General features: G+C 38.8%; 30 protein-coding genes. 23 read left to right on the top strand and 7 right to left on the bottom strand.

Annotation, left to right across the window (positions count from 1 at the left end):
• The first annotated feature begins 6 nt into the window (after window positions 1–6).
• The 17 genes from IR083_RS07215 to IR083_RS07135 all read left to right on the top strand — a co-directional run bounded on the left by IR083_RS07215 (window position 7) and on the right by IR083_RS07135 (window position 11541).
• Window positions 7–150 (top strand): hypothetical protein, encoded by a 144-nt coding sequence (locus IR083_RS07215; protein WP_194223758.1) that lies wholly within the window; start codon window positions 7–9, stop codon window positions 148–150.
• Entirely contained in the window at window positions 114–725 is a 612-nt protein-coding gene (locus IR083_RS07210; protein ID WP_317174695.1) for a sigma-70 family RNA polymerase sigma factor, read from the top strand. The genes IR083_RS07215 and IR083_RS07210 overlap by 37 nt, the downstream gene beginning before the upstream one ends.
• Window positions 703–1320 carry a hypothetical protein gene (locus IR083_RS07205; RefSeq protein ID WP_194223757.1) on the top strand — a complete coding sequence of 206 codons (618 nt, stop codon included), beginning with the start codon at window positions 703–705 and terminating at the stop codon, window positions 1318–1320. The genes IR083_RS07210 and IR083_RS07205 overlap by 23 nt, the downstream gene beginning before the upstream one ends.
• Entirely contained in the window at window positions 1317–2681 is a 1365-nt protein-coding gene (locus tag IR083_RS07200; RefSeq protein ID WP_194223756.1) for a DnaB-like helicase C-terminal domain-containing protein, read from the top strand. The genes IR083_RS07205 and IR083_RS07200 overlap by 4 nt, the downstream gene beginning before the upstream one ends.
• The gene (locus tag IR083_RS07195) at window positions 2682–3716 is read left to right on the top strand and encodes a toprim domain-containing protein (RefSeq protein ID WP_194223755.1); all 1035 of its coding nucleotides are present in this window, start codon (window positions 2682–2684) and stop codon (window positions 3714–3716) included.
• Window positions 3717–3718: 2 nt separating this feature from the next.
• Window positions 3719–5443: a PHP domain-containing protein gene (locus tag IR083_RS07190; RefSeq protein WP_199343198.1), complete on the top strand. Its 1725-nt coding sequence runs from the start codon at window positions 3719–3721 to the stop codon at window positions 5441–5443.
• Complete coding sequence (locus IR083_RS07185; RefSeq protein WP_194223754.1) at window positions 5440–7617, top strand: DNA polymerase III subunit alpha; 2178 nt, start codon at window positions 5440–5442, stop codon at window positions 7615–7617. The genes IR083_RS07190 and IR083_RS07185 overlap by 4 nt, the downstream gene beginning before the upstream one ends.
• 12 nt (window positions 7618–7629) lie before the next feature.
• On the top strand, window positions 7630–7971 hold the full coding sequence (locus IR083_RS07180; protein WP_194223753.1) for a hypothetical protein: 342 nt from the start codon (window positions 7630–7632) through the stop codon (window positions 7969–7971).
• Between the two features lie 2 nt (window positions 7972–7973).
• A complete protein-coding gene (locus IR083_RS07175; protein ID WP_194223752.1) occupies window positions 7974–8744 on the top strand; it encodes a PolC-type DNA polymerase III in 771 nt (256 codons plus the stop codon).
• A 4-nt stretch (window positions 8745–8748) separates the two neighbouring features.
• A complete protein-coding gene (locus IR083_RS07170; protein WP_194223751.1) occupies window positions 8749–9036 on the top strand; it encodes a hypothetical protein in 288 nt (95 codons plus the stop codon).
• Between the two features lie 12 nt (window positions 9037–9048).
• Window positions 9049–9555 (top strand): hypothetical protein, encoded by a 507-nt coding sequence (locus IR083_RS07165; protein ID WP_194223750.1) that lies wholly within the window; start codon window positions 9049–9051, stop codon window positions 9553–9555.
• Window positions 9542–9691, top strand: coding sequence for a hypothetical protein (locus IR083_RS07160; RefSeq protein WP_194223749.1), 150 nt, complete (start codon window positions 9542–9544; stop codon window positions 9689–9691). Before IR083_RS07165 ends, IR083_RS07160 begins: the two co-directional genes overlap by 14 nt.
• A 10-nt stretch (window positions 9692–9701) precedes the next feature.
• Window positions 9702–9986, top strand: a complete 285-nt coding sequence (locus IR083_RS07155; RefSeq protein ID WP_194223748.1) for a hypothetical protein — start codon at window positions 9702–9704, stop codon at window positions 9984–9986.
• Window positions 9987–10204: 218 nt separating this feature from the next.
• Entirely contained in the window at window positions 10205–10417 is a 213-nt protein-coding gene (locus tag IR083_RS07150) for a hypothetical protein (protein ID WP_194224040.1), read from the top strand.
• 1 nt (window position 10418) lies between these two features.
• Window positions 10419–11021: a DUF6549 family protein gene (locus IR083_RS07145; protein WP_194223747.1), complete on the top strand. Its 603-nt coding sequence runs from the start codon at window positions 10419–10421 to the stop codon at window positions 11019–11021.
• A 39-nt stretch (window positions 11022–11060) separates the two neighbouring features.
• A complete protein-coding gene (locus IR083_RS07140) occupies window positions 11061–11363 on the top strand; it encodes an HU family DNA-binding protein (RefSeq protein WP_262893157.1) in 303 nt (100 codons plus the stop codon).
• Between the two features lie 4 nt (window positions 11364–11367).
• Window positions 11368–11541, top strand: a complete 174-nt coding sequence (locus IR083_RS07135) for a histone H1 (protein WP_194223745.1) — start codon at window positions 11368–11370, stop codon at window positions 11539–11541.
• A gap of 339 nt (window positions 11542–11880) precedes the next feature.
• On the opposite strand, the gene IR083_RS07130 is transcribed toward IR083_RS07135, so the two are convergent.
• From IR083_RS07130 to IR083_RS07110, 5 genes are all read right to left on the bottom strand, one after another.
• The gene (locus IR083_RS07130) at window positions 11881–12342 is read right to left on the bottom strand and encodes a GNAT family N-acetyltransferase (protein ID WP_194223744.1); all 462 of its coding nucleotides are present in this window, start codon (window positions 12340–12342) and stop codon (window positions 11881–11883) included.
• A gap of 12 nt (window positions 12343–12354) precedes the next feature.
• Window positions 12355–12954 carry an NAD(P)H-dependent oxidoreductase gene (locus IR083_RS07125; RefSeq protein ID WP_194223743.1) on the bottom strand — a complete coding sequence of 200 codons (600 nt, stop codon included), beginning with the start codon at window positions 12952–12954 and terminating at the stop codon, window positions 12355–12357.
• Window positions 12955–13009: 55 nt separating this feature from the next.
• On the bottom strand, window positions 13010–13177 hold the full coding sequence (locus IR083_RS07120; protein WP_194223742.1) for a hypothetical protein: 168 nt from the start codon (window positions 13175–13177) through the stop codon (window positions 13010–13012).
• Window positions 13178–13366: 189 nt separating this feature from the next.
• Window positions 13367–14218: a hypothetical protein gene (locus IR083_RS07115; RefSeq protein WP_194223741.1), complete on the bottom strand. Its 852-nt coding sequence runs from the start codon at window positions 14216–14218 to the stop codon at window positions 13367–13369.
• Window positions 14218–15120, bottom strand: a complete 903-nt coding sequence (locus tag IR083_RS07110; protein WP_194224021.1) for a DUF488 family protein — start codon at window positions 15118–15120, stop codon at window positions 14218–14220. Before IR083_RS07110 ends, IR083_RS07115 begins: the two co-directional genes overlap by 1 nt.
• A gap of 114 nt (window positions 15121–15234) precedes the next feature.
• Between IR083_RS07110 and IR083_RS07105 the strand changes: the two genes are divergently transcribed.
• The 4 genes from IR083_RS07105 to IR083_RS07090 all read left to right on the top strand — a co-directional run bounded on the left by IR083_RS07105 (window position 15235) and on the right by IR083_RS07090 (window position 18552).
• The gene (locus IR083_RS07105) at window positions 15235–15702 is read left to right on the top strand and encodes a hypothetical protein (RefSeq protein ID WP_194223740.1); all 468 of its coding nucleotides are present in this window, start codon (window positions 15235–15237) and stop codon (window positions 15700–15702) included.
• A gap of 132 nt (window positions 15703–15834) precedes the next feature.
• Window positions 15835–16278 (top strand): ATP-binding protein, encoded by a 444-nt coding sequence (locus IR083_RS07100; RefSeq protein ID WP_194223739.1) that lies wholly within the window; start codon window positions 15835–15837, stop codon window positions 16276–16278.
• 253 nt (window positions 16279–16531) lie between these two features.
• Complete coding sequence (locus IR083_RS07095) at window positions 16532–16966, top strand: DUF5675 family protein (protein ID WP_194223738.1); 435 nt, start codon at window positions 16532–16534, stop codon at window positions 16964–16966.
• Window positions 16966–18552 carry a phage terminase large subunit gene (locus IR083_RS07090; RefSeq protein WP_194223737.1) on the top strand — a complete coding sequence of 529 codons (1587 nt, stop codon included), beginning with the start codon at window positions 16966–16968 and terminating at the stop codon, window positions 18550–18552. The genes IR083_RS07095 and IR083_RS07090 overlap by 1 nt, the downstream gene beginning before the upstream one ends.
• A 43-nt stretch (window positions 18553–18595) precedes the next feature.
• Here the strand turns inward: IR083_RS07090 and IR083_RS07085 are convergent, their stop codons facing one another.
• Window positions 18596–20062 carry an argonaute/piwi family protein gene (locus tag IR083_RS07085; protein ID WP_194223736.1) on the bottom strand — a complete coding sequence of 489 codons (1467 nt, stop codon included), beginning with the start codon at window positions 20060–20062 and terminating at the stop codon, window positions 18596–18598.
• Window positions 20062–21558 carry an SMEK domain-containing protein gene (locus IR083_RS07080; RefSeq protein WP_194223735.1) on the bottom strand — a complete coding sequence of 499 codons (1497 nt, stop codon included), beginning with the start codon at window positions 21556–21558 and terminating at the stop codon, window positions 20062–20064. Before IR083_RS07080 ends, IR083_RS07085 begins: the two co-directional genes overlap by 1 nt.
• Before the next feature lie 229 nt (window positions 21559–21787).
• On the opposite strand from IR083_RS07080, the gene IR083_RS07075 reads away from it, so the two are divergent.
• Together IR083_RS07075 and IR083_RS07070 are read left to right on the top strand one after the other, a co-directional pair.
• The gene (locus IR083_RS07075) at window positions 21788–22807 is read left to right on the top strand and encodes a hypothetical protein (protein WP_194223734.1); all 1020 of its coding nucleotides are present in this window, start codon (window positions 21788–21790) and stop codon (window positions 22805–22807) included.
• Window positions 22808–23003: 196 nt separating this feature from the next.
• Window positions 23004–23462 (top strand): META domain-containing protein, encoded by a 459-nt coding sequence (locus tag IR083_RS07070; protein ID WP_194223733.1) that lies wholly within the window; start codon window positions 23004–23006, stop codon window positions 23460–23462.
• The last annotated feature ends 263 nt before the right edge of the window (window positions 23463–23725 follow it).

Raw genomic sequence — 23725 nt, 5'->3', positions numbered from 1 at the left:
ACGAGAATGGAAAGAATGAATACCCGTTCCACAGGGGCAATAAACAAATTAACTGAAGCTCGCAAGCTGACAGATTACATGGTATATTATTATTCACTACAAGTGATCGGGATGTGGAAGCTCAGAAGAAACCGGGCAGGAACCGACTAAACAGTAAATCCATTGCTAACAGGCATAAGCTGTTTAAGAAATACGTCGAGCCTAATTTTAATCTCATCTATAAACTTTGTATCAAGTACACCTTCTGCGGGGCGGATGTGGAGGATAATTTCAATGAGGTACTTATCAATTTCTATAAGTATATCGAAACCTACGATCCTTCCAAATCTATCCAGACATGGCTGCATATCGTTACCAAACGCTTTGTCAATGACATGAACCACCGTAACAGCAGGTTTAAGCGCAATGATGATATCGACATATCGCAGATCACCAATTTCCATATAGGGGAAGGCCATGATGATGAACTGAATATGCAGGAGGGTAATTACCGCGAACTCTATAATGACGATATACTGAATGCGCTGGAACAGTTAAGGCCCATTTACAGGGAAGCATTGCTGTTACAACAGGCGGGGTATAAACTCAATGAGATTATGGAGATTTCCTATGAAAACGGTAGCCTGAAAACGAAGAATATAGAGACAGTGAAAAGCCGCTTGTTCCTGGCCAAACAGCAAATGAGGGAAATGATTACCAGGGATGGAGAGGCAAGAACAGATTAATTACATAGTCAGGGTATTCACCTACCTGATAAAGAAAAGCATTGCAGACCGCTTTGTTTTTCCGGGTGGGGGGCTGGCTCATAAAACATTGAATTCCTGCCTTGGCTCGCTGGAGAAAATATATATGAGCGACCTGAGTGAAGAAAGGCTATTGGACTATTGCATCTGTCAGGTATTTGCTATGAGTGATTTCTCCAAGTCTTATATTGACAAATGGAAAGCCAGCCACTCATTTGGTAAAAAAGCAATCGAACGCTTTTGCCAAAATACGAAGCACAAACGGTTCTTCGAAGATAAATGGCTCGACCGGTATAACTTGTCACGTCTTGCTTTGCTTAACTACTTTGGCGACAAAAAAGAACACCCTCTGGCAAAATTTATTTATCCCGAATATGAAGAGATTACCAAGAAACGCCTGCTCAACCTTGATGCCGGATTTTATATATGTCAGCTATCGACATTGTTATGGACTCCTTTCTCTGGGGCTTGCAGACAGTGCAGGCATGAGGGAAGATGCAGGGAAATAACAAAACGGAAATATGAGGAGCTATACCGTATAAGGGAAAAAGAATATCAAAAAACAAACAGGAAATGAATTCAGGAAAAAGAAATCCGTTGAGCGCGGAGTTTCTATATGAACTCTATTCCGCTGCTATACGGTTCGATTATATATGTAACATCCTGGTCTCGCATATGCGCAAAGAGTATCTGCCGGACAGGACGTTTCAACGGATACAGGAAGTATTGTCCAACCATTACAGGACATATAAGAAGAACCCGAACTACTCCGTGCTATCACAGGCATTTACCAATGACTATGATGCCATAGAGCTTATTAATACGTTCCGTGAATATGACGATGATATTGATACTGAGGCTATAGTCGATATGTTCGAGTCGTATATCAAAGGGATAGAGTTACAAAATATATATGCTGAAGTAGGAAAACTATATAACCAGAATAAACAGGATGAAGCACAGGATAAATTAAGGAAATATGCAGAATGGCTATCGGGATTTACACTCAAATCTTCAGCATTCGTCGATGTGGCAAAGACATTTTCCTCCAGGTTTAACCATAACAGGGAACGGGAGATAAAGAACCAAAGCCTGGGGCTCCGTCAGGTGACACGTTTTTACATCCCCGATCTGGATAATTTGAACAATGGAAGGGAACTGAGGGGACAGCTTACCTGTTTCCTGGCATCGACAGGAGTCGGAAAATCCCATATGGCTAAACATATCGGTATCCATGCCAATATCGACGATGGGTTACATATCCTGCATTTTCAGTTGGAAGGCTCCGAAGACGAAGCCCTGAATGCTTATTCGGGCGGGCTGATCTCTAAAAACGCTTTTCTGTTCGAGAAAGGTAAAATATCGGATACGGAGATACGGCACTATCAGGCACTGGTCGCTGAGTATTCAGGGAGCATTACTGTCAGGAGTTTTCCCCGCTTTAATTCACGGGTATCGACGCTCGATATTAAAAACGGCCTTGCCGAATACCGTAAGATTAACGGGGACAATCCCGATATCGTAATTATCGACAGTATGGATTTGCTGACCGATGCTAGTCGCAGGGCGTGGGGAGCAGAACATGAGCGCAGTAAGCGTATTGCTGTTGCCAATGACCTGAAAGACCTCGCAGCCGATGAAAAGGTATGGATGGTGGTTACTTATCAGGCTACCATAGAAAACAGGGAATGGCTCAATGACGAAAAGAATGTACTCACGGAATATAACTGCGCCGAGGCAAAAGGACTCGCCCGCCCTTGTACGCATCTTATCAGTTTGAACCAGTCGGCCTGTGAAAGAGCAGAGGATATGATGCGGCTCCATATTGCCAAATCCCGCTTCTTCAGGAAAGGAGACACCTTCAGGATCGCTACCGATTATGATAATGAAGTTTTTTATGACGCCGGGCGTACAATCAACCTTAAAAAATATTCATAGATGGAACTATCACGAATAGAGAAAGAACAAATAATCGAAGAAATTATCTATGAGCTGAAGGCTAAACGCGATGGCGGGAACAAGAACCTGATCTGTCGATGCCCCTTTTGCAAGAAAGACGGGAAGTTCGGGATATACATTGGAAGAGAAACCGGACGTAAAAGTCCATTTATGTCCCACTGTTTTAGTTGCGGCTCATCGACCACGACTCTGAAGAAGCTTCTGGAAACAATCGGCCGTATGGATATTCTGGTAACTCCGACAGCAAATCCCGGAGCCAGACTGGAGACTCTTTTGGTCTTTGCAGGAGATGAAGACGAAAGTATTGACGACTCACTGAATATTGTGGAATTGCCTGATTTCCATAAACGGTGCTTTTCGCATGATTACCTGAAATCGAGAGGGTTTACTTATGATGATTACGAATGTTTTCCAGTCGGAATAACGGGCAGGCTAAATTATAAATTCAATGATTATGTGATATTTCCGGTTATTGATGAAGGCGACATAGTCGGATATGTAGCCCGCCATACATGGTCAAAGTCCGAAATAGAGGCTTACAACAGAAAAGCAAAAACCAAGGGGAATTACAGGATACTTCGTTTCAGGAATTCTACTGAGAATGATTTTACCCGGCTGCTGTACAATTATGATTCAATCATTGATGGACAAACCGATACGGTAATCATTGTGGAAGGGATATTTGATGTGGTTGCCCTAGTCCGCAAAATGGAATTGTACGATAACAGGCGCATAGTTGTGATAGCCACTTTCGGCAAGAAAATATCCCATACCCAGATATATAAATTACAGAGCAAGGGGATTGAAACAGTAGTCCTCGGTTATGACGGGGATGCCGTAGAAGCAATTAAGAAAATATCAGGAGAACTGAGCCGGTATTTCAATGTATTGATCGCTGATATCCCGAATCCGGAAAAAGACTGGGAAGACTTAAGCTATGAAGAAATATACCGGGTATTTGCCTACGGATTAAAAACACCTCTGGAATATTCAATCAATAAAATCCAACAATAATTATGAATGAACTGATACAATGGCTTCAGGCCAATAAAATATGTTATGTGCCGATAGATAGCGAGGTTATAGAAATTACAGGTTTCGGCAGGCTGTTCGTTGCAGATCTTTCCGAAGTCCAGTCGATATTCCGGGGAACGAAAGACAATCTGATTTTCAACCTGATGGAGAACCCGCAAGTCCTGATAGAAGAAGGAATCAACTATGTGGCGTTCCCATTCGGACAAAACTGGTATTACTACGACCTGCGGGAAGAGTTCCGCTTTAATATCCTCAAATATATAGGTAACAGGGAAAAACCGGTGTTGGATATTCCCTTTGTCAATCTGGGCGTACATACTCCTTACGAGTTGCTGAACGGTTCCGGGGATATCGGCCAGTGGATAAAGAAAGCAAAGGCATTAGGTCATTCTGCACTGGGGATATGCGATTACAATACAATGGCCGCCACACTGACCTTCCAGAAAGAGTGTACAAAAGCCGGAATAAAACCGGTGTTCGGATATTCATTCACAGTAGCTCATCCGGACGAAAAGGTCGAAATGAAAGTCTACTGCCAGAACAACCGTGGATTGAAAAACTTATTGCGCCTTCATAAAACTATTATGGTGGACTCTGAAGATAACACCATATCGATACAGGATTTGCTGAAATACGCCGGAGGGAATGTTTTGGTTTTCGGAAAACTGTCGTCTTTTTGGATGGATGCCAATTTACATCTGTTGGTCATGCTGAAACAGGCTTTTGAAAAATTGTATTACCAGATTGACCTGTCGGAGTATAAAGCCGAACGCATCGACGTAAAGATACTGCGGGCCACACAGTATTTCTTCGAACGTTTTTATGTGCAGGATACCGGGTCATTCAGGGTTGAGCCAATCCTGCTATGCGATAACTATTACATTGATAAGGATGAAGCCATTAACAAGATTATACTGAATAAAATAGCGTCGGGGGCTGCGCATGAACAATCCAACGACCAGTATTTCAAAGATATTGATGAACATTATGCAACCTTAAGTTCGGTCTTCTCTTCAGAGAAATGGAACATTGAAAACCTACTCCAGCGAATGTGCTCCCACACCATCGACATTGCAAATAATGCGGAAGCCCGTTATGAAATGGGAAGTATGTATATGCCCCGGTATATCATGCTTGACAATGAAATAAAGAAATATGGCGATAGGCATGCTATGTTCCTGCAATTACTGGAGGAAGGGCTGAACCGGAAAATTCCGGCAGAAGACCATGACAGATACAGGAAAAGATTAGAGGAAGAAATATATATCATAGAATCCACGAACAATGTCGATTACTTCCTGATTCAGTGGGATATGATCCGGGAAGCAAAACGCAGGGGTATTGCAACAGGTGTGGGCCGCGGGTCAGCCGGAGGCTCCCTTGTATCTTACCTGCTGGGAATCATAACTATCGATCCCTTAAAGTATGACTTGATATTCTCACGTTTCCTCGTACCGGAACGATGCGGATTAAACTGGGTGGAGAATATAACTAAAATGCAACCGGACACTTCAGTAGGACCAGCGGAATCTTATGTTGAACTCAACATCGGAGGGAAAACGCTACTATTCTTCAGAGATGCAGAATTTAGGATAATCAGGGATGAAAAAGAAGCAACTGTATACGCAGACGAACTGATAGCCGGAGATGAAATACTCTTCGATAACAAAGATTTATTGTGGACGCTAAATGAATTGGAAGCATGAAAGTAGAAAAAGTACAAATAAAAACAGCAGGTTCCCACATCGGGGTGTCGGATTGTGTTGTTGGCAAAGGACTAAAAAAAGGGAGCCACTCGGCAATGCCCGATATAGATACCGACTTCGCCTCGGATCGCAGGCAGGAGATAAAAGAATATCTGGAGAAACGATATAATGTAAGAGGAAAGCAACGGGTATTCTCGGCAGGTACATTTTCAACTCTGAAACTAAAAGCCGTGTTGAAAGATGTGGCGCGGGTACATCGTATTCCGGTGAATCTGGTGAACTATATCACAGCCATATTCGAAGATGATAATATGGGCTGGACGGAATTATTCAAACTGGCCGCTGTCAATAAAAAGGTAAGGAAGTTTATACTCGATTATCCGGAAGTCATAGAAGAAATACGGACATTGATGGGGCAGCCGCGCTCTGCATCCATCCATGCATCGGCAATTATTGTCACACCGGATGAGAAAGACGGGGAACCGGCGGAATGTTTTGATTTTCTTCCAATCCGGAAAATGGATGGTCTGCTGGTTTCAGAATTCGATGGTTACCAGGTGGAAAGTATCGGGCTTTTAAAGGAAGATGTATTGGCGACAAAGGAACTATCCAAACTGAGCGCTGTATTGGATATTGTAAATAAAACTTATAACAAAGATTATACAATTGAGTCCATAACGGAAAACGAAATATCCGATGCCAAAACTTATAGCCTTTTATCGGCAGGATATACACAGAATGTATTCCAGTTTGCCAGCCGTGGAATTACGCGGTTTATCATGGATGTAGGACCGGATTGCATCGAAGACCTGATAGCGATTAATGCGCTCTACCGTCCGGCTACATTGGAGATAGGCGCAACGGAAGACTATATCCGGTATAAACGGGGAGAAGTGGCTCCAGTCTATAATTTCGGGACGTATGAAGCTACAAAAAACACCTTCGGGATTATGACCTATCAGGAGCAGTATATGCAAATAGTCCATACCTTAGGCGGTTTCGACTTAGGGAAGACTGACTACTTACGGAAAGCAATCGGTAAGAAAAATGCAGAACTGATGGCAACCCTGAAAGATGACTTTATTAAAGGAGCTATCGCTAGCGGTTGCCCTGATTATGAAGCAAACGAGATATGGCATAAAATAGAAGTGGCAGGCAAATATTCCTTCAACCGCAGCCACGCTGCCGCTTATGCTCTGACTGCATTTACCGGAGCATGGCTCAAAGCAAATTATCCCACTGCATTCTATACTGTTGCCTTGCAATGGGCGGAAGATAAAGAAATACCATTGTTGATGTCGGAGATGGAGCTATGCAGTGAAGCCAAGATTGTAGCACCGGATATTAACGTATCGGATATAGCCTTCTACACAGATTATAATTCTAACGAAATATTCTGGTCCTTAACAAGAATAAAAATGCTGGGACCAAAAGCCGTGAATTTCATAATGGATGAACGTAGGAAACATGGGAATTTCACTTCCATTGAAAACTTTATCCACCGCATATTCAAATACAAACTAAAGAAATACCAATACTGGGACGACCCGGACAATGAAGATGAAGCTACCCGGATACCCGTAAATTCATTGCATGTCCGTCACCTGATACTTTCCGGCTGTTTCGACAGGGTAGAAAAAATCCGCTCTATTAATGAAAGGTTTCATATTATGGAGAAAGCGGCAGTGGAATTAGGACTGGAAAAAAATGCAAATGACTTTTACCGCCAGTTCTACGAAGTGGATCATTTCTGGTCCATGCAACAAATCAATATAGCAGGTATCGGAAGCATAGATTACAGGCGCATTTATGATAATTCGCCGGCAAAGGATAAGATTCGGGGAAAGGCCTCTTACATGACGCTGCGGGATGCGCTGGTTTTTGAGAATGAAGGCAAACGGATTGCCGTATGCGCGACGGTGGCGGAAGTGGAAGAGATGTCCTATAAGGATAAGTCTACAGGGGAAAAGAAACAGTTCTGCAAACTGAAATTACAGCAGAACAACGACCTTATCGAACTTGTGTGCTGGAATGATTTCTATCTGGAAAACAAAGAGACTTTATCCGGCCTGAAGAATAAAATCATCATTATTACAACAGTCATAAAATATAGTGACTACACAGGTTGTAACGCATTGAATACCTATAAAACATCATTTATCCACAGTATATAAAAACAATACCTGATGAAAATAATAAGGAATAAATATTTACCTCCAAAAGGATACAGTGCCATGATGCTATTCGGCTTTATACTGGCCCGTCCCGGTGCAGAACTATCCCCACGGACAATCCGTCACGAAGAAACACACAAAAAGCAAATGCTTGAAATGCTGGTCATATTCTTTTATCTATGGTATGGTGTTGAGTACCTGATCCGGATATGTATCTACGGGAATATGAAGGAAGCCTACCGGAATATCAGTTTTGAACGCGAGGCTTACAGTAATGACAATCCCGTACCCTACAAACGTAAACCGTTTGCATGGATCAAATTTTTGAAACAAGAAAAACCGAAATCAAAATAAATATGGCAGCACCAATTACAGAACCCAAGATATATACGGCTATCGGGCTGGACTTTGAAACAGGCAGCCTGGACTCTACAACCGGCGCTTGTACCCAACTGGCGATGCAGGCTATCCGTCTCGACACATTCGATGTACTGGACAGGTATGTCAAATACATTGCCCCTTATGATAAGCAGGATATCGGAGGACCTGTCAAACGGAAGGTATTAAAAAACAAGCATGAAATTATGCAAGGCCGGGAAAGCATGCTTTATGAACCGGCAGCCCTCGATTATTCAGGTATTACAATGGATATGCTGGTATCAATGGGGGTGGATTATAAAGAGGTTGCCCGAAGTGTTATTGACTTTACGAAAAAGAATACCTTAAGCAAGGGGCATCAGGCAAAACCGGTCCTTATCGGACAAAATATAACATTCGATACCGGATTCCTCCAGCAGCTCATGAATTACTCGGGACTACTGAAAGAATTTGAAAAAGTATTTGCAGGCAATAAAGATTTTTACGGTAATTTTCAGCCCCACTATATTGACACGATTGATCTGGCAAGGCTTGTATTTGCTAATGATCCGCTGATGTCTTCTTACAAACTGGAAATAATCTGTGAAAGGCTTGGCATTGAACTCGATGACGCTCACGATGCCGATGCCGATGTTACAGCCAGCTTGAATGTCGTAAGGGTTTGTTCTTCCAGGTTGCGCAGCCAAACGGATGGAGAAGAAATAACAATCCGGAAAAATGAAAAGTCCAGAAAACATTTTAAAATCTGAGAATATGGAAGAAAATCCTGAAAACGGAACTGTAACCTTCAAAAAAGATGAATTGACGACTTATGGTGTCTTGTATTATGACGGCAATGAAATGATGTGCGCTATCACCGGATATGATTTAAATATAGCATTCAATATGCGGCTGATCAATTCGATTGCAGATGCGGAAAGTTGCGCAAATGCTTTGGCTGACGTATTTTATGAAGCATTAATGGAACAACTGATTGAACAAAAAGCAGATTTTATAAAACCCAATTTGGAAGATAAACCTATTCTTAATAAAGAAGAATAACCCATACATACAATGGTTAAAAAACTAACTGCTGACGATAAGCAAATATTAAGCATAGAGGAAGAGCAATTTTGTGAGCTTTTCGTCTATGGCGGCAGCGAGTATGCCGGCCGGCATGTAAAGTGTTATGCGGAGGTATTCGGAGAGGGGCTCTTAAAACTAAATGTATTAAGCCGGAAACTGTTGGCAAAGGTTGAAATCCAGTCCCGGATCAGGGAACTGATGAAAGACCTTCAGTGTGAAACGGAGAATATGGCTATAAAGCTTCAGGTAGCGGAGACATTAAAAGCGGTTATGGAGGAAACATCTACCGCCCAATTCTCGGATAAGTCCGGTATCGATCTTTCTCCGGCCCCTTTACGCGCCGTATCCGTTAATGCAGCGAAAGCCCTGATGGAGCTATATCCCATCAGGCATGTTCATGAAGCGAGGTTAAGGATTGAAAGCGGTGGCGGCGGTATTGTGTTTAATGTGATTGTTCCTGAAAATAAATCAAATGAGCCTGATGAAGAAAGATGATATTACACCCAAAATAATAGAAAGGGCTGTGTATATACTGATAATTGCCGGTTTGGTTATCTATGGGTTAAAAGAAACGGATATCGCTGTAAAACTAATAAAGGCGGTAATAGAAGCATTTTCAATCTTAATATAAACGTAAAGAAATGACAGCTGTTAAAGAATTTGTCCAATCCAACTTCAAAGCGCTCTTCCTGATTGTGTCCTTTATTGTGACTATGTATGTACAGCATGTTAACAACACAAACCAGATCGCGGAGTTGAAAACCAAATGTACAGGCCTGGAGCTGAAAATACAGGACCAGTACGAACGGATCGACGCCATAAAACTGGATAAGGCTGTTTTCGAAGCGACGATGACGCAGTTTACCTCTATCCAGAGCGATATAAGGGAAATGCGGGGGGATATTAAGGAACTCTTAAAGAAATGAGTTTGATGAAGAAATTTATACTATTGTTTTTTTCTTGTATTCATAATGGTTGCGTGGATATCTCCCGGAATGAGCCGGGACTGTCTTTTGCCTTTCGGCAAACGGCATCATCGTGTATATGAGGGGAAGGTACGGGAAAGCTACATCCGTCCTGAAATAATAAGCGGGATTATAAATATAAATTGTTGTTTGTGTATTAATTTATAAAGAGAATCTGTATGATAAAACAAGGCGCTGAAATCACAATCGTCCCCTCGGGAAGATTGGAGGAAATGAAGCTATCGGGCTTGGCCGGCATCAGGGGAATAATAATCGAAGACCTATGCTATAACGGCAGGAAAAATAAAGGCTGTATGGTTTGTCTGGATACGCCGTACATGGGGGAATATACCTGGTTTATACCTGTCGAATCAATAAAAATCAAAGAATAAGATGAACAGGATATTGGTAATCCTTATCGCGGTCATCCTGCTATTGGGAGGAGGCATAACCGCATTATATAAGTACACGGTGCACCTGAAAGGAGAAAGGGATACCTATAAAAGCAATACGTCCGCCCTGTTGTCCGGTGTAAAGAGGATGCAGTCGGATTCAGCGACAATGGCCCTCGATGTAAAAACTCTCAGGCTAACTCTCGATGAGTATAAACAATACCGGGCAACAGACGCCGCGCATATGGAAAAGCTCGGCATAGAACTCAAAAGGCTTAAGGCCGTATCGAAGCATGAAGTGGAAGTAAACGCGGATATCAAAGCCGAAATAAGGGATACAGCGGTAGTCCGCGATACAGTAACCCTTGTGCTGAAAAAAATAGAACTGAATACGCCCTACCTGCAGGTCAGGGGCATTATAGAAAATAATGAACTGGTTGGGAAAATCCGTTTGCCGGTTACGCTGCGCCAGGCTGTATGGCTGGAGCCAAAACACCGCTTCCTTTGGTGGAAATGGGGCGTCAAGGCTGTTCACCAGACCATAAGCTGTGATAATCCCCATGTGGAAATCAAGTATTCGGAAATTATAATGATTGATAAATAGCTGCCTGTTTATTTTGGTTCCCGGACAAAATCCTTATTTTTGCAGGCCAATTTAAATTATAACAGTATGACTAAAGCAGAAATCGTTAACGAGATCGCGGCAAGGACAGGTATAGATAAGGCCACCGTATTAAAAAGCCTGGAATCGTTTATGGAAGTAGTAAAGGATTCGCTCTCGAAGCATGAAAATGTATATCTCAGAGGTTTCGGAAGCTTCATCGTGAAGCACCGCGCGGAAAAGACAGCCCGCAATATCTTAAAAAATACGACAATCATAGTGCCGGCTCATGATATCCCCGGCTTTAAGCCGTCCGGGGAATTCAAACTGGACAATAACAAATAAAAAAATGAAAAATTTAGTAGAAACATTAAAATCAAACTTCGAAGCATTCGCAAAAGATGCAGAGTCTCAAATTGAAAGCGGAAATAAAGCTGCCGGACAACGGGCCCGGAAAGTTTCCCTTGAAATCGAGAAAGCATTGAAAGACTTCAGAAAGAAGTCGATTGAAGCCGGCAAGTAACTATCAATTGGGTTTAAAAGATAAAGCGGAGTGGCGGTGCCATTTCGCTTTGTTGTTATTAGGCCGTTTGTATTTATGCCAGAATAAGATACAATGTTTTCACTTTTGTTTTTTTATGGGAGGAAGGCTGTAAAACTATGCTCTTATTTATTGCCATTATTCCTTTTTATTAATTCAAGCTGGACAATTTGTTAATAAAATAATAAACACTTCGTTACCTTATTCAATTATTAGCGATATTCCAATCGATTTGCCTGAAATCTCATGTCCCGTTAATTCCTGAAATAAGAATTTGAATGATTCTTGGTCACTTATTTCGGCTTTTCTAATTATCTTGTTTTATAGTTTTTTCGCAAAACAAATACTTTTTTCCATACCTTCATATTGTCCATAATTAGGAATTTGAATGTAATTGCTCTTTTTATATAATCTTACAGCTTCAGGTAACATATTTCCGGTCTCCAGAATACTTTTCTTAAATCCTAATTCTATTGCCCATGCTTCTAATTCCAGCAACATCTTAGTTCCAACGCCTTGTCCTCTTGCATCTATGGATACAAACATTCTTTTTACTTCAATCGTGTCGGAATCATATTTTCTGATTGCTCCGCAACCTATTGCTTTCCCCTCGATATATGCAACAACTACGTATTTTATAGTTTCAAGTTTGTTGTATTGCTTACATTCGGAATGTGCTTTTTCGTCAGCAAAGGTCAAATGCTTCTCTAATTCAACAACTAATTTTCGGAAATCTTCATTTCCGGAATTTGTCCGTTTAATTTCAATTTCAAATATATCCATACTAAAAGCCTCTTATTGGATACAGGTACTTTTTATTCTTACAACTAATTTTTTTATTCTGTTTATATGCTCTTCCCGCACTCGTTCTATTTCCAATGTCCCTCCAAGAATGAGCATTTCTTTATGTTCAAACCGTTTTCCGAGCCTGTCATTCAACATAATGTTTTCCATGCTTTGCGAAATCCCAGTCTCCTGGAGAAATTCGCTTGGATGTCCCGCCGTACAAATTGCAATTCCATATTTAATGGTTTTCATTTTCTGAAAATGGGATTTGTGCCCGTATGCATAACCAACCGAATAGACTCTGTCGAACCAACCTTTCAGTATTGCAGGACAGTCGCTCCACCAAACAGGATAAAGAAATATAATACAATCAGCATCTTCTATTTTCTTATGTTCAGCAATTATGTCGTTTGGTATTGGCAATTCTATATTTGCAAAACCTTCCCGCTCATATTCCATTTCCGTCATATTGCTTTGAAAGTTCATCGCATACAGGTCTGAAACTTTAATATTCCATTTTTGGATTGCCAGCAAAGCTTTCAATTGCTCTAATATTTGGAAAGTATATGACTCCTTGCTTGGATGGCTGTATACTATCAAGATATTCATTCTAAATTTTTATTAATGTTGGTTGCACTTTACCATGATCTTTACAAGTCCACTGTTATTCCTTATCTGTGTTTGTGTGTTGATAAGCAAATTCTAAATAGGGTTCTGCAAATACCCTTCCTGTCAATTGTCCGTGCACTATATTTCCTCTCCGGTGTGTTGCGAAAATGATATTGCTTCCCAGCCTGTAATGAAATACGGTTCCCATCGGAAACTTCTCCATTATCGGCATTATTCAGGGATTTAAATTATGTATTCTTTTTATAATTTTAGATACTTTCCTAACTTTTTCATAATCGTCACAAGAATACAATGAAAAAGTCAATAATCCAACGGATACTATAATCAAAAGATATAATTAATTTTTTAAGATGTTAAATAAAGGATGAAATGTATCTGAGTACAATTAGAATTAGAAAAAGAGTTTTAGCTGTGTATTCGGATTCTTTTTAGGATAGAAAACACCGATAATAACAAAAGGATTACGGGCTCTTCTCATGTGCCATTCCTTTGTTGTGCCTAAAAAGAAATAAATATCATGCTCTTGTGTGAAAATGTTCAGATATTTATTTTTAACCTCTTGGCAGGCTTTGGCTTCATCTCCATCGTTACGCCTGAGACAATTCCAATATAATTGAGCGATTTCCCAGTCTTCAACCATAAGGGTTCTCGTCGTTCCGCTTTCCTCCTCAAATTTATAAGAGAAAGTATAGGGTATTTTTGCGGATAGTTCTTTTTGTAAGGGCTCGTCTGGGTTATCAAAGTTTATTTGATGTTGTTGGATGAGGCTCTGCCACTCAGGCTTCCATTCTCTATCTGTAGGTTCTATTACTAAGTCGAGAATTTTTGAAGGCTTAAATGTTGCTAAAGAAATATTCTTTGGCTCTTTAGAATCCTCTATTAATTCTGTCATATTTGTGTAAACCTTAGCCTTTTCGACACAATATTGCTTTCTCTCTTCCCAATGATTTTTAGTGTCAATATGATTAAGTATAGCTAAATCTTTGAAGTTGTAATCTATTGGAGAATGACTTTCTGGGCGAAAATCCTCGTCTCTTCTTCTGACATCTAGTTCAATCCAAGTATATTTAGTTTGCTGGACTTTTCCATCTATTTTGAGTCCTCTAATGAAGCTTAAAGGCATAGGATAGATACGAATCCAAGAACCATCCTCTAGCAACCCCGCAGTACATACAAGTTCATCATAACTTCGAGATGGTAAAGGAATAGTTGTTACTGTGATAAGTATCTTTTTTCTTGCCATCAAATATTGCGAAGTTTATAGTCTTTCAATTCCTTTAACTGCATGAGGTTGTTTGCGACAATCCCCCTATGGCACATACACACCTCTTTCTCGAAACAAGTTAAAGCTATCCGATTATTTTCTTGTAATATTTTTACAACATCTAATAGGTAACTATTATTAGTCTTCAATGTCGTTTTTTCATAGTTACTGAACAGTTTATTATAATCGGACAATGTTTTCAAATCCTGTCTTTCTTCGGATTCTATCCCTAATTGTGGAATATGCACATATTTTATATTTACCTTCTCGCAAGCATCTTTTAGATGCGATTTAGAAAACCCCCATTTTTTGCTTAAAGGATTCTTGCGTACATCACAAAGGACCTTAACATTGTTAATTATTAGCTGATTAATATATGTTTCAAGAGATTTTCCTTCATATCCGATAGTAAAAAGGCATTTTTCAGATAAAGATTTTTTTTGTTGTAAAATTTTCTGTTTTTCTTCATCATCCAGTAAATCATCCAGTATTACACTATTTATCGCCCAATATGGATAATTAACATAAGTATGCTTTATTAAATCGTTGGTATTATAAGAACCAAATGTATTATAAATATAACTCAACGCAGCATTGTCTTCTGGTCTAAGTAATTCTATAAAATTATCGTTACTAGTTAGTATCCATGCTATAGAATTCCTCTTTTGAGCCTTTTTGATATATCCCAGCTTTTCAAGGACACCTAAATCATTATTAGCCTGCAATGAATAACAGCCATACTTATAAGGGATAAAATCGAATGATTTTTCCTTTTGCTGACGGGTTAGCAGAAAAAGATTTTTCTGCAAAGGAGTAGATAGTACCTCTCCTCCCAGTTTTTGAATTAATGCTAATAATATTTTTCTCCTGTAATAAAACATAGTGGTAAAATTACTCATATATTCTGTGATATCGATAATAATTGATATGTTTTTGATATACACATGATATAATATGTCGGGCAACAGGTAAAATGCGCCTATACGGAAGCAGAAGTGATCATATATGCGAATGGGGAGCGCATTGCCGTACATGTGCGAGACCGTTGGCAGAACAAATACACAACAGCAAAAGAACATCTGCCTAAAAAACATCAGAATTACATGTCCTGGGATAATGAATACTTTATCAGGCGTGGTTATCTTCAGCATAAGGACATAGGTGTCTTTATCGAAAATTTTCTAAAAAGATATAATTATTCGCAACAGGCATATAAACAATGTTCAGGCATACTCAGTCTGGCCGGCAAAGAAGAGGCCGGATTGGACAGGCTGGTAAAGGCCTGCCGTATCTGTATAGAGAACGGCCTCTACAATTATAGCAGTATCAAAAGAATACTTATGAATAAACTGGACCTGAATTATGAGGAATACTGCTTATCCTTTGAAACAGATACTACTTCTGTATCACATTCCAATTTAATGGGTGCAGTCTATTATAAATCATTAAGTAAGTCCGCATAATTAAGCTGCATGATTCTTAAAGTTCACATACAAGGGTTTTCCCACATTTGTCAAAACTCTGTTTGCAACGTAGAATAGATTATCATTTAAACTAATTCTGTTGAACTACTTAACTGAAAAAAATAAGAAAAAATGAACGAAGTAACATTGGAAAAGATGGCCAGCGTCCATCTTAACGGTATGCTTGAGTCATACCAAGGCATATTACAGTCGAAAGTAAACAGCGAGATGACCGTAGATCAGGTGGTAGCTATGTTGGTAGATGCGGAATACGAATCCAGGAAACGAAAACGGATAGCCGCTAATATGAAGAAAGCACACTTCCGTTACAATGTATGTATGGAAGATATCAATTATATGTACCACAGAAATCTGGATAAAACCAATTATCGGCTGGATGCGAAATTTGTAGGGAAGCGTTGCGGTGGCATTTCTTGTTTTTTTGCTCGAAGTCTTGCGCTTTGTCGGTATGCCCAACGCCATTGCTGCCAATATGTGCCAAATCATCTATGGTGGGGTATTGATTTTTATAATGTTCCGGTACAGCCGTGGATTTGTTGTGGAAAAAGCAATTAAATAAAATCCTGCTGATAATGAGGATAATAAAACAGATAATCAACATAACTATTGAATTATTTTGGTTATTGCATATTTCGGAAGAATCTAAAATAAGCGGCTGAATAAATATATGTTGTGTGACTTTACGCCGATGTGGCATGTATTTATCCGGCCGTTTTCTTTTATTTGGACTCTTACTATATTACGGGTATTTAACCCGAAGATATACTTATGCACTATTCTTTGATGTAACGTAAAACTTATATCAAAGATGGAACTATTACTTAAACGCAAGTTCAAAGGGAAAAAATATACGATCGGAGACCTGTATATTGACGGTGAATTTTTCTGTAATACGATTGAGGACAAGGTAAGGGAATTACCTGAAAAGTGCCTAAATACACCAAAATGGCTTATATGCAAGTGTAAGGAAAAAGTATATAATGAAACAGCCATACCTGCAGGGACATATAAAGTTACTTTAGGCGAAAGCCCCAAATTCAAACGAATACTCCCAATCATACATGATGTACCTCATTTCTTGGGGATCCTTATCCATACCGGTAATACGGAGGAACACAGCTCCGGATGCATAATTGTCGGCAGAAATACGGTCAAGGGTAAAGTGCTGTATTCCAAAGCAACAATGGCTGCCTTGATGGAGAGGTTGGAAACGGCTGGTACCATAACTATTATTATCGGATAATGGCGGCCAACAGATTAAAACCCCCGAAGGATATCCATATCGATTTCAAACCGTCTGCGAAACAATATGAGCTTTGGAAGTTATTGCAGCCGAACTATTGTCCGAAGTGCGGAGGCGGTATTGAACAGGTACTGACCGGATATGATGTAAACCATAATCCGCAATATAAGCCCCGGTGTGTACAATGTAGTAATCAGAATCTACCTCAATTGATATTGGGTGGTGGAGCTGCTGGCGGAGGCAAGAGCTTTGAGGGTAGCGTCTGGCTGATAAGCAGCTGTATCCGTTTCGAAAATATCCGTGCCGTGGTTGCCCGTAAGACTCTGAAATCATTGAAAGAGTCCACATGGAATACAATAAAATCCATACTGAAGGATTGGGGATTAAAAGAGGATGTAAATTTCAAAATAAATAACCTTGAAGGAACTCTGACATTCTGGAATGATTCGGTAATCATTCTGAAAGAAATGGCTGATATTCCCAGCGACCCGAACTTCGAACGGTTCGGTTCTGCGGAATATACGATAGCCTTTGTGGACGAGGTTTCAGAAATATCAGAGAAGGCAATAGAGGTACTATTCTCCCGTCTTCGATGGCGGACACATGAAACTTTCAAAACATCCCGTATGCTGATGACTACTAACCCTACGACAAACTGGGTCCGTTCCCGTTTTGTACAGGATGAAAACGGGGATACGGTTGTATGCAGGGAAGGAGAGGCTTATGTGCCTTTCTGTGTATTCGACAATCCGGATATTGCTTTCCGCCAGACTTATGAGGCTGCGTTGAATAAAATCCGGAATCAGGCAACTAAAGAACGACTGCTTTATGGCAACTGGGATTTTGTAGAAGCGAACGATATGGCTATTTACAATAAGTTTGATGGAGCAAAACATTTGATAACTGACCTAAAGGAAAAAGTGTATAATCCATCCAAACCACTGATAACTATATGGGACTTCAATGTCGCCCCACAAATGTCGGTATTGACTGCCCAGATTGATTATGAAAAGAAGAAAGTTTATATACTGGAAGAATTATTAGGTAAACCGGAGCATAAAGAAAATAATACACCGGCTCTTACCAGAAAGATAAAGAACAAGCTATACCGTGATAAACAAATAGGAGGTGTGGATGTAACAGGTGACCCTTCGGGTTTACAGCGAAGTACAGTCAATGAGGATAGGGTAAATAACTATACTGTTATACTTGATATCTTGGGCGGCGGTGTGCTACGCCCGAAGCTAAAGCTGTTAAAGAAGCAACCGCCACAGGTTACCCGGTGCGATTTTGTAAATGAAGTGTTTACCGGATATAACGGCTGGGAGATACAGATAGACTTCCGGTGCAGGAAACTGACGGAAGACCTGATCTACCAGTTAAAGAACAACGACGGGACAAAAAGCAAGACAAAAGTAACAGACCCGAAGACCGGGGTAAAATACGAGAAGTATGGGCATCTGTCGGATTGCCTTGACTATTTGCTATGTTATTACCTGCGGGATTGCTGGTATAAGTTTAAGAGTGGCAATGGTAACGATACAGTATTGACTACGGCAGTTGTTAATGAAGGGTTTAATTACTGAGAATATTGTACTTTCGATCAATTCTGAAATTAAGAATAAAGATTTACATGTAAAAGCTATACCTTAATTGCATTTCATCCTCTTTGGGATCAAGGTACTTCAGTATTTCTCCTACGTTGCGTGCGCATTCTAATGTTATAGGGAGTTTTCTATCAAACTGGGTATTATTCCAATTCATTTTAGTCAGAGCTAATATTTCTTCACAAATTAAGTTGGGTGATTCATCGTATCTGGCAAGTTTAATATCAATTGTGACTGGAATATATCTACCGGGATAAGTTTCATAATATGGAACAGAGCCTCTTGTATACAAAACATGATAATCGTCGGATAAAGTAAAATGTGTCCCTCTCATCGGAGGATATCCCCCTTCTCTATAAAGTCTGATATCGCTTTCTTGAATAGAAACTAAATCTATTTGGTTAATATGTAGCTCTTTGGCTGCCTGAGTGAACCCATATACTTCATCTGAATTAAAGTTTGAAGTTTTATGTAAAACTAACCTTTTAGGATAAATCTTTACAGCTTCATAATATTCTTTAAGAGATAGGGATAATAGATTATAGGCTTGGATATCTGATAGATGAGGAGTTTTATTAAGTTTTGTCAGGGTAATTTCTTCTCCTCTTAAGATTACCCCTTTCCCTAATTCATTAAATATCTGAGCAATACTCGTTTGTGTTGTTTTTTTATCCCGACTTTTAAAAAAACTTATTCCTGCATAACAAGTAGTTTCTGCACTATCTTTTCTTACCAATGCCCAAGGTGTTCCGGATGCTTTGTAATATAAGGCGGTGAAAAAATTCCACGCTATTGTTGCTGCATCTTGCATTTCGCTTGTAGGTTTTACAATCCGATCTCTAACAATCTGTATAGGAACATTATATTGCATTGATTTTGCCTTCAATAAGCGCCTGAAATTCTGTTCTTTCTCAGAGATTTCTTCTTCGTCAAGATCATTCTCTATATCATTTTTTGTTTCTGTTTCATCATTGCCCTCGTCTTCATCATCTTTAGATATATCTTTTTCTTGTATATAAGTTATGAAATTTTCACTCAGGACGCATAGGATTACATCAGGTTTCTTGTTCTTTGTTAAAAATTTAATCTCATTTATATACAGTTCTACAATATCATTTATTCGGGCTTCCAAATCATGCTTACCCTTAATAATATCATCAAATTCTGAATTGTTCAATCGTCTTAAATATGAATCATCATAAACAATCTCACTCTTAAAACCGACATCTTTATTGAAGCCACAAAAATTCAAAAATAAATTAGGATGAGGAGTTTTACTTGTTTTCCCATCAATATGAGACTTACAAGACTCAAGCCATTCTAAGACTTTATCAATGCTTTCTCCCTTTCCTATAATGCCAATAGTAATTTTTTCAGGCCTTACCTGGCTAATATCAAATGGATTAAATTCATATATACCTGCTTTAGGGCATATATGTTGATCTGATCCAAATTGCAATGACGGCTCTTCTATATATCTAATTTTCATTAAAACAGTGTATTATCAATGAGTTCATTATCTACTTTTAAATCAGCTAAAATTTCCTGAGTTTTTGGATTGGTATCTTTCATTGGCTTCCATGTTTTTTCATCCAATCTTGGAGATAGAGACAAAGGAAAATATGTCTTCACCTTTAAATATGGATAATCATCTGTAAATAAATCTTTATAGGATAAATAATATCCAAAGAAACGGAAATAATTAAAAACTGATTGATTGTTTTCCAATCCTTTTATTCCTGTCATATAACTCGATTCAAACCTACTCTGCCTATAACCACCTGGGTCTGTAAAGCTCCATGTAGGATTCAGAACCAAGAACCAATCATCTGATATATTAAGAAATGAGGATTTAAAAGCAAGACTTCTAAAACAAATGATATGCTTCTCTTTTTTATTAATCATCTCAAATATTACGGTTTTTGTTGATTCTTTTTTCCCTTTCCATCTAATTTGTTTTTGTCTGGGCACTGCTTTATTGTTCCGAAATCGAAATATATTCTTTTTTTCAAACCACTCAATATCTTTTCTCCTGCATAACTCAATGAGATTGTTACGCAGAAGATTTTTAAATACTCTATTGTGGTCTTCATTTGTATAAAATTCTTCACAATTTAGAGGAGTGATTGTCCCATGGTCAATAATATTACTCAAGGGTTCAGACTCATCTGATAAATCCTTAAATGTATATACCGCATCACCATACAAAACCCAATCTCTTGCAAAATATTTATATTTGCGTAAAGCTTCCTTTATTAAGGTAGGCTTTTTTAGCTTTTTGACAGTTCTTTTTCCTATCAACTCCAGATAGTTATTATAGTCCGTGATAATATCATCTTCATCTATATCTAAATCTGCTTTATAAATTGTATCGGGAAATTCTATTTTTAAGAGATTAGAATATATATTTTCGGGTTCTTTATTCAGATAACCCCGTTCGAATTCTTTCTTTCTGAGCTCTATTTTAGTATCGGAGAATTCAGATTGATATATCCGGCAAATTGATTCAAGTTTGGGAGTAGAAATTATTGAGTCTATCCTCTTCAATAGAACATCCTTATCAATAACATTACCATCACTATTAAATACAAAATTTTCAGGAAGTAAATCCTTTATTTTTGCATCATTATATTTCTCCTTTTTATGTGTTATTATATAGAAATATAGAGTGTCAAAATCTTTCTGAAGATTATGACTAAAGAAAGTTGTTAGTGTGGATTCGATTTTAGAAAGATCACTGGTTGCTGTTATTTGAAATGCAACTCTATTTTTAAAATCGGCCAGATCAATTGCAGGGTAATTCTTTCTTTGAGTTGTATTAAGGTTTTCCAATTCTATATCAAATATCTTATTTAGAACAGGAATCAAAAATGTTTCTGCATGTATATTTATGTCATATTTATTTGTTGCATTGAATCCTTCTACTTCAACAACGAATCGAGCTGCATAAGCAGTTATTTTATTGATTGCTTCTATTCTATTCATTCTATTTAAATATCATATATCACAAAGTTATACAAACATCCGAATAAATATAAAATAAGTTTTTAACAATGATGTTTATAACTTTCTTCAAACTCCTTTTTATTCTTTATATATAATCAAGAATATAAAAATATTTGTTATCCCCTGATAATTTATAGGTTTCCTAATTGAAGCCCATCTTGTCCTAATCTTTATCAAAGGGATTAAGCTATTCTTTGATAAAGAGCATATGTATAGAAGATTCCTAAACGACAATGATTACCTGGGCGTCATTACAAAAGAAGCGTTATTCCAGATGATCCGTAATAATACGGAGCGGTTTATACAGGCCGAAGAATCGGCTGAAATAAGTATTGTGGAATACCTGAGTGAGAACTATGAAATAGAATGTGAGCTATATAAAGGAAAATATATTGCGGAATATAATCGCCAAATCACTTATCCCGTAGGAGTACATGTTTATTTTGAGGATAGGATATATGAGGTTATCCGTTCCATAAGCGGATATAAAGCACCCTCAGACATTGATTATTGGATAGAGCATATTGATATTAATCTTGCTCCTGAAAATGTTGAAAATTATTCGCAATTCAAGACTTATTATCCAGATGATATTGTGATATACAATGGAGTAATGTATATATGTCAGTTTGAAAACGGATTTAAATTCGGCAATATCCGGATTCCAATGGTAAACGGATGGCTGGAGACAAATTATACCCAATGGCAGCCAATCGATTATTCCTTATGGGAAGTAGTTAAGTTTGAAGGGGATTTCTTCACTCTATTGTCGTTGGATAGTTTTGACAATAACCTGAATCCGGTGGAATCGGATAACTGGGGTGCTATCGCTGATTATGATCCGGAATATAACGAATATGAGTTATCGGAACACGAATATGTCGTCTATAAGGGTAAAGTCTTTTATCCGGAAACAGATGTAAATGCAGATGAGCCGCAGGCAGGTATTAATTTATCATTACATGACCCGCGCAATTATAACCTGAAAAAGCATATGGTGCGGTTGTCCATCTACGAACTTACAAAGCTGATTTCCCCGAATAATGTCAGCATTGCCCGGATACGTGATTACGAGGATTCCATGAAATGGCTTGCAGACGCTTCAAAATTGAAAATCAATCCTCAGATACCGCGTAAGCTAGCTGGCGATAAAAAGCCTGTTACGGACTGGCAGATGGCTACATTTCAGAGTGATTATGATCCCTATAAGAATCCGTGGATGGTATAATTATCTCTTGTAGAATGTTAAAGAACCGGACGATTCATCGCATTATTCTGTTTTGGTATCTGCTCCTTAAATTACAGTCGGCCAGAATATGATGCAAAACATTATATTTTTGGAATATGCATGTTTATTTTCGTTAAAACCATTACTTTTGTTACCTGTAATGTTATATATTTATGAATATAATTAATTCAAACCTATGAAAACTATATTTTATTTTTTCCCGGCTGCCTGCCTGTTCCTGTTATTAAGTTTTGGTTCATGCTCCATATTCAAGAGCGGCAGTCCGCAACAGGATATATCGGCTGTGGAATGGCAGCTGGTGTCCGTGCAACCGGAAAATGGTGGCGCTTACCTGATTCCTGCGTCCGGACAACAGGCTACGCTCCTGGTGATAGACGGCAGGGTCAGCGGCAATACCGGCTGTAACAGTTTCAGCGGGAATGCCGAACGCGACAAAAGCAAGATTAGTTTCAGTGGAATAGGAGCCACCCGGAAGTTCTGCGTTTCAGGCATGGATATTGAGGCCGCCTTATTAAAAGTGCTCAATTCCACCGACAACTTCAAAATCAAAGACGGGAAACTGCAATTAAGGCAGGGTTCGCAAACGCTGGCAACATTTTCCGACAGCGCGAATAAAGTCTGGAAAGTGGAATAACAACCGGATTGGAGATTCAAATGTAAGAGGCTGGCAGATTGTCAGCCTCTTTGGTCTTATATAGATAATATAATGAGATATTTTTATAAGAGCCGTAATTATTGATAATAGATCAGATTATGTAATTAAATACAGTGTATTTTATTCAAATATTTATATTTTATTTACTTTTTTATGCTTTATTTAGAAAAATAATATAGATTTGCAATCTAAATGAATTGATTATAAAGATTCTTCTTATAAAAAGTAGTGTTTGGCAATGA

Source organism: Dysgonomonas sp. GY75 (assembly GCF_015234155.1).
GTDB lineage: Bacteria > Bacteroidota > Bacteroidia > Bacteroidales > Dysgonomonadaceae > Dysgonomonas > Dysgonomonas gadei.
Note: the sequence above shows the minus strand (reverse complement) of the source record. Positions and strands in the feature narration are given on the sequence as shown.